Source organism: Microcystis sp. M079S1 (genome assembly GCF_020246425.1).
Taxonomy (GTDB): Bacteria; Cyanobacteriota; Cyanobacteriia; order Cyanobacteriales; family Microcystaceae; genus Microcystis; species Microcystis aeruginosa.
Genome location: NZ_JADBSZ010000117.1, coordinates 1 through 17,747 on the forward strand (window position 1 = coordinate 1; position 17,747 = coordinate 17,747).

A 17,747-nucleotide genomic window follows, 5' to 3' on the forward strand; every position below is an offset into this window, starting at 1 on the left:
CAACCCTTATCCTGACTTGATTTCAGTTTTTTCTTTGTCAGTAAGGGTGTCAACAAGGAATATTACAGATTGTTAACCGAGTCTTGAAAGCCTTGTGCTACAAAGGTTTCAAATGTTAAGAAAGATGTGACTAATGGACAGGGGGAATCTGACAATTTTTAACACCTAACTACTTACTGGCTACTGACTCCTAACCCTAACAACAATTTTTGATTTTTACAATGAGGTGTAATCACCCTGAAACTTTCTCAAAAATAAGATAAGATAAACAAGATAGCGGTTATTACGTTTAATTTTCTATGGTTACAACTTCTCTATCCCTCCCCGAAATCGCCAGAGAAACCCGTCAAGCGAGTCGTCAACTGGCTATCCTGACTAACGAAGAAAGGAATGAAGCTTTAGAGGCTATTGCTGATGCTTTAACTGCCAATGCTGATAAGATACTAGAAGCTAATATCGCCGATGTTCAAACTGCCAAAGCGATGCAATTATCCCAGGCTTTATGTGCGCGATTAGAGTTAAGTCCCAGCAAATTAAAAGCCGCCATTGCTGGGGTGCGAGATGTGGCTAAATTAGCAGATCCTTTAGCTACGATGCAAATTAATCGGGAATTAGATCAAGGTTTAATTCTTCGGAGAATAACCTGTCCTTTAGGGGTTTTAGGGGTGATTTTTGAAGCTCGTCCCGATGCTTTAATTCAAATTACCAGTTTAGCGATTAAATCTGGTAATGGCGTTATTTTAAAAGGGGGGAAAGAGGCACTCCGTTCTTGTCAAGCTTTAGTAATAATTATTCATCAGGCATTGAGTCAAACTAAAGTTAATCCAGCGGCGGTACGATTATTAACAACAAGAGAAGAAATTCAGGAACTCTTAAAACTTGATCAATACATCGATTTAATAATTCCTAGAGGTTCTAACGAATTTGTTCGTTATATCCAAAATAATACCCGCATTCCCGTCCTCGGTCATGCCGATGGTATCTGTCATCTTTACATCGATAAAGAAGCCGATTTAAGCAAAGCAATTAGGATTACCGTCGATGGCAAAACCCAATATCCTGCCGCTTGTAATGCCATTGAGACTTTATTGGTTCATCAAGACATCGCTAGACAATTTTTACCCGCAGTGGCACAGGCATTAGAGGAAAAAAAGGTTAAATTATTAGGAGATGAAGCAACTTGTCAGATTATTAACGTGCCATCGGCCACAGAACAAGACTGGCAAACCGAATATAGTGATTTAATTCTGTCAATTAAAATTGTCGATAGTCTAGAATCAGCGATCGAACATATTAATTATTACGGTTCTCGACACACGGAAGGCATTGTCAGCGAAAATCTTAACACAGCCAAAACCTTTAGCGATCGAGTCGATGCTGCCGGAGTTTTTCATAATTGTTCCACTCGATTTGCCGATGGTTTCCGTTACGGTTTTGGGGCTGAAGTGGGTATCAGTACCCAAAAAATGCCCCCCCGCGGTCCGGTGGGATTAGAGGGATTAGTGACCTACAAATACCAATTAGTGGGAGATGGTCATATTGTCGCCGATTATTCTGGGGAAAATGCCCAATCTTTCACTCACAAGGATTTATAGTCGAGAAAAAAAGCAGATGTTTACAGGATTAATTCAAGCCTTGGCAACGATTCGTGTCGTGGATACCGATAGACTCTATTTGTCTGTATCTTCTGATACAATTATCCAAGATTTAATGATTGGTGATAGTGTGGCTGTGGATGGGGTTTGTTTGACAGTTGAGGAAATTCTCCCAGAGGGTTTTCTGGCCACCGCTTCCCCGGAAACCCTACAGCGCACTACTTTAGGACGAAGAATTCACACAGAAACCAACGTTAACCTAGAAACCTCTTTGCGGGTGGGTAGTAAAATCGGCGGTCATTTTGTCACTGGTCATGTGGACGGAATTGGCTGTTTAGTCGAATCGATAATCGTGGCTAATTCTTGGGAAATGACCTTTGCTGCCCCTAGTTCCCTAGAAGAGCAGTGGAATAACTACATAGCTCGTTATATCGTCGGTAAGGGCAGTATAGCTGTTAATGGCATTAGTTTAACCGTGGCCGATTGTGATGCCTCCGGCAGCTGGTTTAAAGTGGCTGTCATCCCCCACACCTACGCCGAAACCAATCTTTCCCATTTAAAATTAGGCGATTGGGTGAATCTAGAAGGGGATATTTTAGGCAAATATGTGGAAAAATTGCTAAGAATGCGCTCTTATCACGCTCCTACCGAGATTAGCCTAGAATTTCTGGCTGAACATGGTTATTAGTTTTCCAGAAAAAGCCTTTTCAACATATAAATTTATTGGCAATTTATCCATTAATTTTAGTTTTAAAATTGCCAACCTTCTCGCTCCATTAAACCCTGAACATTGGTACAATCGATAGAAAAGTGTTGACAGACTGTGGGGATTTTGGGAGCATTAGGCTTCAAGGCTTCTTCGGTAATTACGCAACCGTCTTTTATCTTAGCAGCGGCAATAATAAATGGGTCTGCCACTGGCTTTCCTTGTAATCTTACTTTTTCACTCACTAAATCCTTAAAGTTTCTTATAGAAAAAATTTCAGGAATAAATAAAGTTTCCTGAGCAGTGGGTGGTAAAAATATTTGTTTATTGAAGTCTATCCAATCTAAACCAAATTGTTTATTATTGCCATATTCTACTTCTTTAAGCACTTCGCGTACTGATTGTAGTTTACCTTCTGACACAATCAAATCGATTTTTTGCCAAACGGTAGGAAAACTTTTGGGAAAATAGTTTCCTAAAACCTTAAAACTACTTGTGTCAAAAATGTAAACCATCAAAACAGTCCTTTGTCTAATAAATATTGTTCAAGTTGTTCCACCATAGCAACTTTTTTAATGTTTAGATAATCGGCAACGCGCTCGATATCGTATTGGCCTTGATAGTATTTATTGAACACAAGTTTTAGGTAATTTTCTCCCAAATATGTCGCCTGATTAGCATAGGGATTACCCCCAGATTTTTTATTTTTGTCCTGACTTTTTCCCACCTGCTCACTGTACCACTCGTTTACTTTAAGAGTATATTCTTTCTGAGAAATTAAGTTATTATCTAATAGTTTTCGTAAAACTACTTCTCGACTAACCTTATAATCACTGGAAATTTTCGAGATAATTTTATCGTTATCGTTATCGTTAACGTTAACTATTGTTTCTCTGATTATCTCAGAAAAAACATGATTAGGAAGCAAAAACTCCGCAGCAAATTTATTACAAAATATCTCGATATATTTATTTTCTCCTTGCAAACTATTAATATATCTATCGTCAGACTTAGTAATTCCATTAGTCTGCAAAAGAATATGTGCTAATTCATGAAAAATGGTAAATATTTGTCTAGATTTTTCCGTGCTATTATTAAGATAGATGATTGGAAATTCAATATCTATCAAGCAAAATCCCGAAATTTCTCGCTGCTTAAAAGAACGCTTAAAAATAAAAATACCAGCTTCTTCCACGGCACTACGCCATTTTTTTAAGGCAGTTTCCCGATCATTCCAGGTCAGTTGTTCTTCTAGAGTAACGTTTAAATAATTTCTGATCTGTTCGGCTAATTTCCTTAAATCATCACTAGAGCTAACCGCAATATCCTGAAAGATTTTCTTGGTACTAGGATTAATACCATTATTAATTTCCTGTAGCGACAATTGCATCGCTTTTGCTTGTCGTAAAGCATAGATAGTATCGGCGGCCAAATTTTCGATTTCAAAGTCTGGCAAAGTTCTAAATTCTTGTTTTTCCTCCGCTTCTAGGGGAGGTTCTGGGAAAAAGAATAAAGCGAGAGGACGTTTATATATTTCTGCTAACTTTTCCAATTGACTATAAGTAGGAAAGTCTTCTCCTGACTCCCATTTCTCGATAACAGAAACATCTTTTTTAAACTTGACCGCTACAGACTCAAGAGAATATCTTGCCCTTTCTCTTGCCCATTGGATTATATTGGGATTAACGCCTGTCAGTTTGTCGCCCATCAGTTCATCTTATCATCACGAGATAGAGATTTCTAGCTTAATTTAGATCATGCAATAGCTCAATTGTACTAGATAATCGGACAAAATAGAGACAATGTACTGAGTTCTGGATAGGTCAGCGAGGAATTGATAACTTTTTCCTATATAAAAAGCTAGCCGAAAGCTTGACATTGGCCAAAATCCCCGGACAATGTTAAGTTAAATTAACCAATAGCCTAGGCTTGTATTTAAGGAAAACCAAAACCCCTTATGGTAGCAACACCAGTTCAACAGAAATACGACATTAAAGATATTAGTTTAGCCCCCATCGGCAAACAACGCATCGAATGGGCCGGACGGGAAATGCCCGTTTTGCGTCAATTAGCCGAACGTTACGCTATCGAAAAACCCTTTGCCGGACTGCGTTTAGTCGCTTGCTGCCACGTTACCACCGAAACCGCCAATTTAGCCATCGCACTCAAAGCCGGTGGCGCTGATGCGTTACTAATTGCCAGCAATCCCCTTTCCACCCAAGATGATGTGGCCGCTTGTTTAGTCGCTGATTACGGCATCCCCGTTTATGCAATCAAAGGGGAAGATAACGACACCTATCACCGTCACGTTCAAATCGCCCTCGATCACAAACCCCAGATTATCATCGATGATGGTTGTGATGTAGTGGCCACCCTGGTTAAAGAAAGAAGTCACCAATTACCCGACATTATCGGTACTACCGAAGAAACTACCACCGGTATCGTCCGTTTGCAAGCCATGCTCAAAGCCGGGGTATTATCCTTCCCCGCAATGAACGTTAACGACGCAGAAACCAAGCATTTCTTTGATAATCGCTACGGTACAGGTCAATCTACCCTTGATGGTATCATTCGCGCCACCAATATCCTCCTTGCCGGTAAAACCGTGGTTGTGGCTGGTTATGGTTGGTGTGGTAAAGGTGTCGCTATGCGGGCCAAAGGTTTAGGATCTAATGTAATTGTCACCGAAATTAACGCCGTGCGTGCCATTGAAGCGGCGATGGACGGTTTCCGGGTTATGCCCATGGATGAAGCCGCTAAAGAAGGCGATATCTTCATCACCGTTACCGGTAACAAGCACGTTATCCGGGCTGAACATTTTGACCTGATGAAAGATGGGGCGATTGTTTCCAACTCCGGTCACTTTGATATTGAAATCGACCTGCAAGCTTTAGGCGCAAAAGCCGATAATGTCAAGGAAGTTCGCAACTTTACCCAACAATATAGCCTAAAAAGCGGTAAATCCGTCGTTGTTATCGGTGAAGGTCGCCTAGTTAACCTCGCGGCCGCCGAAGGTCATCCTAGCGCCGTTATGGATATGAGTTTCGCTAACCAGGCGATCGGTGTAGAATACTTGGTTAAAAATAAAGGTAAATTAGCCCCCGGCATCTACTCAATTCCCTACGAATTAGACCAAGAAATCGCCCGTTTGAAACTGCAAGCTATGGGGATTGAAATCGATACCCTCACCGAAGCCCAATTAGAATATATCAACTCCTGGACTTCCGGAACCTAATATCAGTTATCAGTTATCAGTTATCAGGTGTGATTTTTCAGTTTTCAGTTCACTGAAAATACTTCCCCAAACCCCTTTTTTTCCTTTTAAACTGTTTTCTAAATCATAAAAAAATATGACTGAATGGATTACAAATACAATGACTTCCATGGGCTATTTAGGCATAGCCCTATTAATGTTTTTAGAGAATCTTTTTCCTCCCATTCCCTCAGAATTAATTATGCCCCTGGCGGGTTTTACCGTCCATGAGGGACAAATGGAATTTATTCCGGCAGTGGTAGCGGGGATTGTCGGAACCGTAGTCGGAGCGCTACCTTGGTATTATCTCGGTCGCGTTGTGGATGAGGAAAAAATCGAAAAACTAGCCGATAAATACGGCAAATGGATTACCGTTTCCGCTAAAGATATTCAAAAAGCTAATCAATGGTTTAACCGTCACGGTAGTAAAGCGGTTTTACTCTGTCGTTTAGTCCCCGGAGTCCGAACCCTGATTTCTTTACCCGCAGGGATGAATCACATGGCGATGATTCCCTTTTTAGTTTACTCCACCATCGGCACGACCCTCTGGGTCGTTTTTTTAACGGCAGCAGGTTACTTTTTAGGGAAAAATTACCCCCTTGTCGAAGAATATCTGGCTCCCGTGTCAAAAATAGCTCTACTTGCCCTGGTTATCTGGTTTATCCTCTGGATTATCCGCAAACGTAACCGCCGGTACGAGTAAATGTTGATGATAGGTGGTGCGTTACGACGGATTGTCACCTTCCAGTCAAAGCAGCAATTTTTGCCGTCTAACGCACCCTACTGGACTGTTTCAGCTAAAATAGGGCAATAGCTCGAACAAGCAGAGGACATTTTAAGGGGAAGAGGTCGGCGAGATAAAGTCAATCTAACAGGGGAACAAAGAGAAAACCTCGAACAAATCAGTCGTAATGGCTATGCACCAGCTAAAAAAATTCTCCACGCTCGGATTTTGCTGATGTGTGACGAGGGAGAACAGGCGAAAAGAAAATGGACAGATGAAGAAATAGGCGAAGCTTTAGAGGTCCATAGAAATACAGTGGGACGTATTCGGCAAAGATTTCTTCAAAAAGGCGAAAAACCAGCATTAGAACGGAAATCGAGAAAAACTCCCCCCACTCCGGCAAAAGTTGATGGAGCCGCCGCCGCCCAAATCATTGCCCTGTGCTGTTCGGAGCCACCATCTGGCCGAGCCGAGTGGACAATCCGACTATTAACTTCGGAACTCAAACAAAGACAAATGATCACCGAGATTTCCAGTCCAACGGCGTGGCGTACTCTAAAAAAAACCAATTACGCCCTTGGAAAACCCAAAGATACTGTATTCCGGAACAGGATTTAGCCCGATTTGTTGCCCAGATGGAAGTTGTCCTTGACCTGTATGGCACTCAGCCATCGGAAGAAGAACCGTTAATCGCGATGGATGAAGCATCAAAGCAACTACTTGGAGAAGTTTACCCTCCGATACCCATGCAACCTGGACAAGATAAAAAAGAAGACTATCACTATAGTCGTGAAGGGGTTCAAGCCTTGTTCATGTTTTTTGACCCCCATCGAGGATGGAGACGGGTGAGTAACCGAGATAGTCGAACCCGAATAGATTGGGCAGAAGAAATTCGTCAATTATTGGATGTGGACTATCCAAAGGCTCGAAAAGTCAAGCTCGTCTGTGATAATCTCAACACTCATAACATAGCCTCGCTTTATGAAGCATTTCCAGCACCCGTTGCTCATCGTTTAGCTAGAAGACTGGAAATTTATTACACACCTCGTAATGGTAGCTGGTTAAATGTAGCCGAAACTGAACTAAGCGTCTTATCGAGGCAATGTTTAGATAGAAGGATTTCTAGCAAGGAAGAACTGAAAAGGGAGATAGAAACCTGGCAAAAAGAACGTAATCAGACTGCATCTACAGTAATATGGACGTTTACGACCAGCGATGCTAGGGTCAAGCTGAAACATCTTTATCCTGTGTTTGAGCAGGAGGAATCGGGAGAATCTATTGCACCAAATTAGTTGAAACAGTCCAGTAGGGTACGTTAGACGGCCAAAATTGCTGCTGTGACTGGAAGGTAACAATCCCTCGTAACGCACCACCTATCATCGACTGTGATTGTGTGATGGACTATGATTGAAGTAACGCACCACCTATCATCAACTAAGTAGCCAATTACAATTAAAGATAAAATACAAAGAACCAGAAGCTTGTCCCACTATCTAAAAATTAATTGAGATTACTTACTTATAATAACAGTGGTACGATAAAACCGATCAAATATCTAAGGAGTTGTCATGAATTACAATCGCAATATAATACCATTAATGGCGGGGGGAATTTTAATATTAGCTTTTACTACCATACTGCGCCCTTTTGCCGTTATTGATACTGGCGAACGCGGCGTTGTCATGTACTTTGGCAAAGTGCAAAAACAAATCCTCGATGAAGGAATTCATCCCGTTATACCGATTGTCACCAAGATCAAGCCCATCAACGTTCGAGTCCAAACAACGGAAGTAAAGGCAAAAGGATCTTCCAAAGATTTGCAAGATGTGGAAACAACTATTATCGTTAACTGGCACATCGACCCCGACAAAGTCAATCAGATTTATCAACAAGTTGGGGATATAAATGAGATTGTCTCTGGTATTATCAACCCAGCAGTATCGGAAATTGTCAAAGCGGCAACAGCACAACGTCCCGTACAGAATATCTTGCAAGAGCGAGGAGAACTCAAGCGTGAAATTGACACTTCCCTCGCCCAAAGACTAAGACGTTATGGGATAATTATCAATGATGTATCTCTCGTTAATTTTGGTTTTTCCGAAGAGTTTAACGCGGCGATTGAAGCCAAACAAGTAGCAGAACAAAAGGCACAAGAAGCAGCTTTTCGCGCACAACAAGCAGCACAGGAAGCGAAAGCGGAAATCAACCGCGCGAAGGGACAGGCAGAAGCTCAAAAACTATTGCGCCAAAACCTAACAGCAGAAATTTTACAACAACGAGCAATCGAAAAGTGGGATGGACGTTTTCCTGTCGTCATGACTGGTTCAGGCTCCCTTCCCCTGATTAACATCGATTCCAATTTATTATCATCTCAAAAAAAGTAAATAACTTTAGTTCGCGTTAAAGAGATTTTGCCATGACTTCCACGAAAGAATAAGTCCGACCGGCTACGGGAAAATTTCCCACAAGAACTGCTGGGGCCGCATCTTAACTTTGTAGAAATATCGACAATCGGGAATTATCAGTGACTCTTAAATTATTAAGCCCTAATTTAGATATCCGTAGGCTGGGTTGAGGGCAGGAAACCCAGCATTACTTTTCTCCATCAATACTAAACAAAAGCACGATCTCACCTAAAACACATCTGCACATCGACCCTGATTAGAATCGGATAATTTCAATCGTACATCGCGATCGTTGAAAACAGACATCAAATTGGCGAAAAAAGTTGGTTTGCCCAAGAATTAAGGGTATCTGAGAGGCCTGTACCCAAGCAAAGGCTAGACGAACGGGTTCCAAATTCCCAATTTGAACATAGACAAATAACCCCCGTGCTTCAACCCTAGCCAGATTTCCAGCCAACGGCAAGCGGACAGTTTGTTCCTGCCAAGAGCGTGTTAGGGGTTGGGAAGCAGAGAACAGGGAGAGAAAAAGCCGACGGCTGATGGCTAAAAAGCTGATAACTGATAACTGATTCTGTCTCCTGACACAAACTAACTAGGGTTTGCGGCAAAAAGTTTCTCGTGGGGGCAGGGTGTGGGGTGTAGGGTGTAGGGTTTTACCCATTTTCAGGACGTCAATTACCTAATTTTCAGGGAAAAAGTCCCTGAATTTTCCGCCCGCTCACTCCCATATCCGTTACTTTTTGATTGACAAAAGGTCTAAAAGTCTTACCCAACAAGGTTTTTAGATTTATTCAGCCAACCCTAACTAGGAAGAATATTTAAGAAAGCATCGAAGTCTTTTAATGCTTCTTGGAATTGAGTAGCAGCGAGACTAGCATCTTTTTCTTTGGCTGCCGCATCGATACGTTCAAAGTGAACGAAAAGATTTTTCGCTAACTGCTTGGCTTTTTCTTGGTCTTTGGGCAGTAAATTACGGGATAATCCTACCATTTCCTGACGCAATTGCCCCAAAGGACCGTGGATATAGGTGCGAGTGTCTACCCAATTTTTGTCAGCGATGAGGTCTTGCAAAACGCTCATTTTTTGGCGAAACTCTGCGATAGGTTGGATGTAAACCTGTAACTGTTCGATTTTTTGCGGACTATAGACGGTGGGGATAGTTGCTTGCGGACCACTGCAGCTAACCAGCAGCGTAGTAACTAGGACTAAAACTAGGGAAATAATCGAGCGAAGACGTGGCATTGGTTTATATGTACTATTTAACAAACTATTGACGTTTTCTCCCGATAACCAGTCAAGCTATCGGGACGATTTTTACTTTATCAGGTTGTGGGATTCCGAAATCAGATTTTACTCCCTACGGCCTTGACAGTAACTCTTACTTTTCCCCTTAAGTCTGAAATCCCTGCACAGAGAGAGGCGGTCGGCAGGAAGAGACCTGCCTTCGTTATTGACTAGAGCTTATCAAACTGTCTCATAAAAGCTCGATCGATCCGATCTTTCCATGACCATAATAACGGTGATTGCCATCCGAAACCACCCCAAGATGCGATCGCTTTTTGGTCTCCTGTCCCGATTAAACTCAGATAATTTTTCTGGGGAAAATAGGGTTTTAAGGGCCGATTTTGCAGAATTCTTCCTAAATTATCAAACAGGGGTTTTCCTTGTCGGACGGCAAAAACTCCCGCTTTCGGACGGGGATAATCTGGAATCGTGGCAATATCTCCCACGGCAAAAATATGGGGATGGGAAAGAGATTGCAGATAATTATTCACTAAAATAAACCCTTTTTCATCTGTCAGTAATCCTGACGCTTTTATCCAACTAGGGGCCGAGGCAGTCGTTACCCAAATTGTATAATCCATGGGTAAAACTAACCCCGATGAACAGATAATCTGATCTGCTTGCACTGCCGTCACATCCGTTGATAAATATAATCTAATCCCCCTTTGTTTAAAAATATTCTCTAAACGTTGACCGACCCAATTATTATGGTTCGGTAGTAGTTTTTTTCCTCGATGAATTAGAGACAAATTCAAATTACTGCTAGAGTTGAGAATTTTGGCCAAACGGGACTGCATATTTAAAGCTAATTCTACCCCGCCCGCGCCACCACCAACAATGACAATATTTAAAGAATTATTAGGGTTAATAACCGCTTTTTTCAGGATTTCTTGCCATCCTTCCCGAAAAATCGGCACCGGTTTGGCGGGAATAGTGTACTCTTGAGCACCAATAACATTATCTACTGCCGGGATGCTGCCGATATCGATCGAGAGATAATCAAAGGGAATCTGTAAAGAATTATTACAAATTACTTGACATTTTTCCCTATCTATAAAATTAGCCTTAGCTAAACAGAATTGCGCTTGAGAATACCTAGCTAGAGAAGGTAAATCGATATGAGTCTCAGCAAAATCATAAAAACCGGCGATGTGGCCGGGTAACATTCCCGAATAGGGGGTATGGGTGACATCGCTAATTAAAGTTAATTGAACGTTTTTTAGGGGTGATTGCCCCCAAAGACGAAGGGCGATCGCATGACTATGACCACCACCGATAAAAACCAAGCGCTTGACTAAATCCATAAAAAAACGGGATTGCTGCCAGAAAAGTTAAATTCTAATGAATATATCTTCTTACACAGAAATTCTGTTGCAAAATCGAGGGTAGATAGACAAAAACTCAAGGCATCGAGGCCATAAACTTTTAACCAATGACAGTAAATTGGGATTTTGATTTTTTCGGACTCGATATTCTTAAGCAAATTCTATCTATTATCTTCGCTTCCCAATAGAGAGAAGTCTATGCAAGAAGTTTATATCGTGGCCGCAGTCCGGACTCCAATTGGTCGTTTTGGTGGGGGATTGATGGGATTATCCCCAGCCGATTTAGGGGCAACAGTGATGAAATCCGCCCTAGAAATCGCTAATTTGCCACCAGAAGCCCTAGATTTGTACATTTTCGGCAATGTTTTGGGATCGGGCCACGGCCAACTCATCCCTAGACAAGCGGCGATTAAAGCGGGAATTCCCCTAGCCGTGGGCGGATATCGGGTGGATATGGTTTGTTCTTCGGGAATGATTGCCGTTAGTAATGCTGCTACCTTAATTCGCGCACGCGAAGCTGATCTCGTCCTCGCCGGTGGCATCGAATCCATGTCCCAAACCGGCTTTTTTCTCTCCCATCGGGCCCGGTGGGGTTATAAATTACTGATGGGCGCGCCAGAACAATTAACCGATTTATTGCTCCACGATGGCTTAACCGATGCTACCACGGGTGAGGGCATGGGTTCCCAAGTTGATCGCCTCTGTCTCGATCGCGGGGTTTCTCGGCAAGCATTAGACGAAATTGCCGCTTTATCCCACCAAAGAGCGGCCACAGCCACAGAAAAAGGCTGGTTTAATGGGGAAATTGTGCCAATTGAACTTAAATCTAAGAAAGGATCCACAATAATTGACAAAGATGAGGGTATTCGTTCCGATAGTACCCCAGAAGGTTTAGGAAAACTGCGGCCAGCTTTTAATCCATCGGGAGTTTTAACCGCAGGGAATAGTAGTCAGATTTCCGATGGGGCCGCCGCTATCCTTTTAGCCAGTCAAAAAGCTGTGGATCAGTACGGTTTAAAACCAATTGCCAAAATCCTTGGCGGCGCTGTGGGTGCTGGAAAAACCGATCGCTTCCCAGAATTCCCCGTCCTAGCGGTGAAAAAATTACTATCATCTCTAAATAAAACGATCGAAGATTTCGATTTAGTGGAAAATAACGAAGCTTTTGCCTTAAATAATCTGCTTTTTGAGATGGATCTGGGGTTAGCTAGGGAAAAACAAAACGTTCACGGTGGTGCGATCGCATTGGGTCATCCTATCGGCGCTTCCGGCGCGCGGATTCTGGTGACGTTAATTAATGCGTTGAAAGTACAGGATAAAACCCTCGGTCTGGGCTCTATCTGTCACGGGACGGGTGGCGGAACAGCGATCGCAATTGAAAGAGTTTAGGAGGAAAAAGCTATGGTATCTCTGGGACTAGAGGAAAAAGTTATCGTCGTTACCGGCGGAAATCGAGGCATTGGGGCGGCTATTGTCTCTCTTTTGATAGATTTGGGGGCCAAGGTGGCCTACACGGATTTAGTCGCCGATAATCCCCAGGGTTTAGGCATTGTGGCCGACGTGACTAAGTTGGAATCCATGGAAGCGGCAGCTAAACAAATTGAAGCGGAATTGGGACCGGTTTACGGTATCGTCGCTAACGCGGGGATTACCAGAGATAACTTTTTCCCTAAATTAACGCCGCTAGATTGGGATTTAGTGATTAATGTCAACCTCAAAGGGGTTAATCACACGATTAAACCGTTTATTGAGGGAATGTACGAACGACAAGCGGGATCGATCGTTTGTATTAGTTCTATTTCCGGTGATCGCGGTAATGCCGGCCAAACTAATTACGCGGCCACAAAAGCGGCAGTTATTGGTTTAGTCAAATCCTTGGCCCGGGAAGCTGCCCGTTATAATATTCGCGCCAATGCGATTGCACCGGGGTTTATTAACACGGAAATGACTTTAGCGATTCCCGATAAAGTTCGCGATAAAATCACCGCCGAAATTCCCTGTCGTCGCTTCGGTGAACCCGCAGATATCGCCTGGGCAACTGCCTATTTACTCTCTCCTGTTGCCAGCAGTTATGTCTCTGGAGAAGTCCTCAGAGTCAATGGGGCCCATCACACCTAATCAGTTATCAGTTATCAGTTATCAGTGGGTAAGTTATCAGTGGGTAAGTTAAGTAGGTGGATGGAATTAAATATAAGATGAACGTAGGTTGGGTTGAAGCATGAAACCCAACGCCCGATTATGTTACGCTACCGCTAACCCATCCTACAAATAATTGTGCTTAATCAGTTATCAGTGGGTAAGTTATCAGTTATCTGTCTTCTGTCTCGGAGTCTCGACTAGGAAATTAATTTTACACGACTACTTATCAGTTATCGGGTGTAGGGTGGGTTAGTAAACTAGCGAAATCAGCGTTAAAGGAAAAGGGCAAAAATAATGGATAAACCGACACAAGCTTGGAGTGAGATGGCCGCCGATTACGTCAATCTTTGGACGGAAACCGGGGCAAAAATGTGGTCAAGTTGGTTTGATATGATGGGGGCGATACCGACTCCTATGGGCAATATTAAACCAGAATTGCAAGAGGCAACCCAGCGCTATTTTGATAATCGGGATTTATTGATCAAATTCCTAAAATTATCGGTGGAAGCTTGGGAAAGTATCTTCCCGAAAATGCAAACAGGAGAAGACTGGCAAACAATTTTAAATAATTATACTCAACAGATGCGCGGTCAACTGAATAGTTTTACTGCCACCACTTCCCAAAGTAGTCAAGATGTCAGTCAACTATGGACAATTTACCTGCAACAGTTGCAAAGTCTCAATCATTTATGGTTCGATCCTTTCGTCCTGTCAAATGACACAATAACCAAAGCTTGGTTAGGTAATACTTCTTCTTTGATCGAACTCAATAATATCTATTGGCAGAAGTTTTATGATGAAACTTTTGGCCAATGGTTACAGATGCCTTTATTGGGATTGCCGCGAGAATTTAACCGCAAATTACTCGATAGTTTTGAAACTTGGCGGGTTCTTTATCAAGCTAGTATTAACTATCAAATTGTGCTGGCTGATATTCAAGTTAAATCCTTTGAAGCTTTAACTAAAAAATTAGTTTTCCTAGCAGAAAAAGGTCAACCTGTCAAGAATTGGCGAGAATTTCAAGATGTGTGGAGTGTCGTCGCTGATGATATTTTTGAAAAGGCTTTTTGTCAACCAGAAAACCTAAAAGTACGGGGAAAATTTATTAATTCCCTCAATGATTATCGCCTCAAACAGCAGGATTTAATGGAAATTTACCTGCGCTCAATGAATCTGCCTACCCGCAGCGAAGTCGATGAAATTCATCGGACTATCTATGAATTACGCAAAGAGGTAAAAAGTCTCAAAAAAACTTTAGGAGAAAAAAAAGCAGTAGAAAGTAACAATTAGTTAATTGTGCTTGACAATCAGTTATCAGTTATCGGATTGCAGTTTTCAGTATATAGTGTTAGGTGAAAACTTCGGAACTTTCTTTTCACTGATTACTGTTTACTGTTCACTGCTCACTGAAAAATCCCCACTTCCCTAGGAGAATTAAATTATGTGGCCATTTTTGACGCAAGTGAAACTGGAAGATTTTACCCAAGATTATCTAGAATTAACTCAAAAAAATCTCAAAGGGTTAGACAATCTCAAACGAGTTAAAGAAGAAGATATTCAGTGTGGAGTATCGGAAAAAGAAGCAGTTTATCGGGAAGATAAAATCATTCTCTACCACTTCAAACCCGTGGTCGAAAAACCCTTCGAGATACCCTTGCTGATGGTTTATGCTTTGGTCAATCGTCCCTACATGGTAGATTTACAGGAAGGGCGTTCTTTAGTGGCAAATCTGCTGAAATTAGGCTTAGATATCTACTTAATTGATTGGGGCTATCCCACCAGAAGCGATCGCTGGTTAACCCTTGATGATTATATCAATGGTTATGTCAATAATTGTGTCGATTTTATTCGTCAAAGTCACCATCTTGACAAAATTAATCTGTTAGGAATCTGTCAGGGAGGAACCTTTAGTTTATGCTATAGTTCCCTCTATCCCGATAAGGTAAAAAATCTGGTGACAATGGTGACACCAGTGGACTTTTATCAAACCGAGACCCTCTTAAATATGCGCGGGGGGTGTTCCTTGGGAGCCGAAGCATTAGACATCGATTTAATGGTAGATACTATGGGCAATATCCCGGGAGATTTTCTCAACTTAGAGTTTCTGGAATTGAAACCTTTGCAGTTAGGTTATCAGAAATACCTCGATTTTCCTGACATCATGGAAGACGAATCAAAATTAGTTAATTTTCTGCGTATGGAAAAATGGATTTTTGATAGTCCCGACCAAGCGGGAGAATCCTATCGACAGTTTCTCAAGGATTTCTATCAGCAAAATAAACTGATTAAAGGGGAAGTGATGTTAGGAGATAAACGGGTAGATTTACATAATCTGACCATGCCAATTCTCAATCTTTATGCGGATAAAGATCACCTTGTACCTCCCGCTTCTTCCCTCGCTTTAGGGAATTATATCGGTACTTCTGACTATACCGCTTGTGCTTTCCCCGTCGGACATATCGGAATGTATGTCAGTGGCAAAGTGCAACGGGATTTACCCCCCGCTATTAGCGATTGGTTGAAAGCAAGAGGTTAACAATCTTCCCACCTATCCCCTTTTCCCGGTTTGGGAGAGGGGTTTAGCACTTTTCTTCTCTATCGGTGTAACACAATACAACACATCGATAAAAAAACATCTACGGGCAGTAAAATAAACTTTTGTAACAGAGGATGTTAAGCACTGTTGCAAGATCGGGCAGAATCGGAGAATCTCGTTCCTTTCGGCTAAACCCCTGTGGTACACTGCAAAGCGTACTCGCTCGTAAGTATGTAGGAGAAAACCTGAGTGTTAAGAGTCGCTGTTGTGGGTTCAGGGCCGGCCGGTTCTTCGGCGGCAGAAACATTAGCTAAAGCAGGCATTGAAACCTATTTATTTGAACGCAAATTAGATAATGCTAAACCCTGTGGTGGAGCGATTCCTCTCTGTATGGTGAGCGAATTTGACCTACCTCCTGAAATTATCGATCGCCGGGTGAGAAAAATGAAAATGATCTCCCCCTCTAACGTCGAAGTCGATATTAATCTCGATAATCAAGACGAATATATCGGAATGTGTCGTCGGGAAGTCCTTGACGGTTTTATGAGAGAACGCGCCCATAAATTAGGAGCGCATTTAATCAACGGAACCGTTTACGGTCTCGACATTCCCACCAATAGCACCGATCCCTATACCCTACACTACGCCGATCACTCCCACGGCAATTCCCAAGGGGAAATGAAATCTCTGAAGGTGGACGTGGTTATCGGCGCCGACGGTGCTAATTCCCGCATTGCTAAAGCTATTGATGCTGGGGATTACAACTATGCGATCGCTTTCCAAGAACGCATCCGTCTTCCCCAAGATAAAATGGCCTACTACGAAGACCTGGCCGAAATGTATGTAGGAAAAGACGTATCCCCCGACTTCTACGCTTGGGTATTCCCCAAATACGATCACGTCGCCGTCGGTACTGGCACAATGAAGGTCAATAAAGCCATGATTAAAGACCTACAAGCTGGTATTCGCGCTCGCGCGGCCCGTCGTCTGGAAGGAGGCGAAATCATCCGCGTGGAGGCTCACCCCATCCCCGAACATCCCCGTCCTCGTCGTGTAGTCGGTCGCGTGGCCCTCGTAGGCGATGCTGCGGGAACAGTTACCAAGTCTTCGGGAGAAGGCATCTATTTCGCCGCTAAATCGGCGCGGATGTGTGCCGAAACCATTGTCGAAGTCACTAACGGCGGCCAACGTATCCCCACAGAGGACGAATTAAAACTCTACCTCAAGCGTTGGGATAAGAAATACGGTATGACCTATCTGGTGTTAGATATCCTGCAACGGGTTTTCTACCGTACCGATGCCACCCGGGAAGCTTTTGTGGAAATGTGTTCCGATAAGGACGTACAGAAGATGACTTTTGACAGTTATCTCTATAAAACCGTTGTTCCCGCTAATCCTCTCGTACAGATGAAGATTACCGCTAAAACCATCGGTTCTCTCCTGCGCGGTAACGCTTTAGCTCCTTAAAATCAATTGATAACCAGAAAACCCAATCTCCGGCGGTGGTTGGGTTTTCTTTTGGGTTGTTTCATCTCCTGTCTTCTCTAATACTAAATCTGGTTATTAAAAACTGATTATTTATTCTCCCTTTTGCATGAGTGCCTCTTGCATGAGTGCCTCTCCTGATATGTAGCCTATACCTGACAGGGGGACAAGCAAGCTGAAAAGCTTATGTAGCATAAAATACAGACACAGACTCCAAAAAAAGATAAGTCATATTTACCATATATGACCTAAATAACGAAAATGATAAGTGAACTATACCAGAAAGTGTTAGAAA

The 17,747-nt window shown here is 42.5% G+C and carries 15 protein-coding genes; 11 read left to right on the forward strand and 4 right to left on the reverse strand.

Features of this window, described 5'->3' with window-relative positions; translation table 11 throughout:
* Window positions 1-299 precede the first annotated feature (299 nt).
* Window positions 300-1,595, forward strand: coding sequence for a glutamate-5-semialdehyde dehydrogenase (gene proA, locus IM456_RS07720; RefSeq protein ID WP_149986887.1), 1,296 nt, complete (start codon window positions 300-302; stop codon window positions 1,593-1,595).
* Window positions 1,596-1,611: 16 nt separating this feature from the next.
* Window positions 1,612-2,283: a riboflavin synthase gene (locus IM456_RS07725; RefSeq protein WP_287693532.1), complete on the forward strand. Its 672-nt coding sequence runs from the start codon at window positions 1,612-1,614 to the stop codon at window positions 2,281-2,283.
* A 62-nt stretch (window positions 2,284-2,345) separates the two neighbouring features.
* Here the strand turns inward: IM456_RS07725 and IM456_RS07730 are convergent, their stop codons facing one another.
* Together IM456_RS07730 and IM456_RS07735 are read right to left on the reverse strand one after the other, a co-directional pair.
* Window positions 2,346-2,816, reverse strand: coding sequence for a PIN domain-containing protein (locus IM456_RS07730; protein WP_287693534.1), 471 nt, complete (start codon window positions 2,814-2,816; stop codon window positions 2,346-2,348).
* Window positions 2,816-4,009, reverse strand: coding sequence for an ImmA/IrrE family metallo-endopeptidase (locus tag IM456_RS07735; protein ID WP_287693536.1), 1,194 nt, complete (start codon window positions 4,007-4,009; stop codon window positions 2,816-2,818). Before IM456_RS07735 ends, IM456_RS07730 begins: the two co-directional genes overlap by 1 nt.
* A gap of 249 nt (window positions 4,010-4,258) precedes the next feature.
* On the opposite strand from IM456_RS07735, the gene ahcY reads away from it, so the two are divergent.
* The 4 genes from ahcY to IM456_RS07755 all read left to right on the forward strand — a co-directional run bounded on the left by ahcY (window position 4,259) and on the right by IM456_RS07755 (window position 8,662).
* Entirely contained in the window at window positions 4,259-5,536 is a 1,278-nt protein-coding gene (ahcY, locus tag IM456_RS07740) for an adenosylhomocysteinase (RefSeq protein WP_002763358.1), read from the forward strand.
* A 115-nt stretch (window positions 5,537-5,651) separates the two neighbouring features.
* Entirely contained in the window at window positions 5,652-6,257 is a 606-nt protein-coding gene (locus IM456_RS07745) for a DedA family protein (protein ID WP_045360674.1), read from the forward strand.
* Between the two features lie 129 nt (window positions 6,258-6,386).
* Window positions 6,387-7,570 (forward strand): IS630-like element ISMae25 family transposase gene (locus IM456_RS07750; protein WP_287693548.1). Its coding sequence is split into 2 segments (ribosomal slippage): window positions 6,387-6,834 and window positions 6,834-7,570, totalling 1,185 coding nucleotides; the frame shifts between segments, so codons are not numbered across the junction.
* A 276-nt stretch (window positions 7,571-7,846) separates the two neighbouring features.
* The gene (locus IM456_RS07755; RefSeq protein WP_149986891.1) at window positions 7,847-8,662 is read left to right on the forward strand and encodes a prohibitin family protein; all 816 of its coding nucleotides are present in this window, start codon (window positions 7,847-7,849) and stop codon (window positions 8,660-8,662) included.
* A gap of 822 nt (window positions 8,663-9,484) precedes the next feature.
* Here IM456_RS07755 and psbQ read toward each other — a convergent pair.
* Together psbQ and IM456_RS07765 are read right to left on the reverse strand one after the other, a co-directional pair.
* Window positions 9,485-9,925, reverse strand: coding sequence for a photosystem II protein PsbQ (gene psbQ, locus IM456_RS07760; RefSeq protein WP_287693540.1), 441 nt, complete (start codon window positions 9,923-9,925; stop codon window positions 9,485-9,487).
* Window positions 9,926-10,137: 212 nt separating this feature from the next.
* Entirely contained in the window at window positions 10,138-11,271 is a 1,134-nt protein-coding gene (locus IM456_RS07765) for an FAD-dependent oxidoreductase (protein WP_149986893.1), read from the reverse strand.
* A 219-nt stretch (window positions 11,272-11,490) separates the two neighbouring features.
* Between IM456_RS07765 and IM456_RS07770 the strand changes: the two genes are divergently transcribed.
* The 5 genes from IM456_RS07770 to chlP all read left to right on the forward strand — a co-directional run bounded on the left by IM456_RS07770 (window position 11,491) and on the right by chlP (window position 17,434).
* Entirely contained in the window at window positions 11,491-12,681 is a 1,191-nt protein-coding gene (locus IM456_RS07770) for a thiolase family protein (RefSeq protein ID WP_149986894.1), read from the forward strand.
* A 12-nt stretch (window positions 12,682-12,693) separates the two neighbouring features.
* Window positions 12,694-13,410, forward strand: a complete 717-nt coding sequence (phaB, locus tag IM456_RS07775) for an acetoacetyl-CoA reductase PhaB (RefSeq protein WP_151696289.1) — start codon at window positions 12,694-12,696, stop codon at window positions 13,408-13,410.
* 315 nt (window positions 13,411-13,725) lie between these two features.
* Window positions 13,726-14,721, forward strand: a complete 996-nt coding sequence (gene phaE / locus IM456_RS07780) for a class III poly(R)-hydroxyalkanoic acid synthase subunit PhaE (protein WP_287693544.1) — start codon at window positions 13,726-13,728, stop codon at window positions 14,719-14,721.
* A 151-nt stretch (window positions 14,722-14,872) separates the two neighbouring features.
* Entirely contained in the window at window positions 14,873-15,967 is a 1,095-nt protein-coding gene (locus tag IM456_RS07785; protein WP_287693546.1) for a class III poly(R)-hydroxyalkanoic acid synthase subunit PhaC, read from the forward strand.
* A 249-nt stretch (window positions 15,968-16,216) separates the two neighbouring features.
* On the forward strand, window positions 16,217-17,434 hold the full coding sequence (gene chlP / locus IM456_RS07790) for a geranylgeranyl reductase (protein ID WP_002735532.1): 1,218 nt from the start codon (window positions 16,217-16,219) through the stop codon (window positions 17,432-17,434).
* Window positions 17,435-17,747 lie beyond the last annotated feature (313 nt).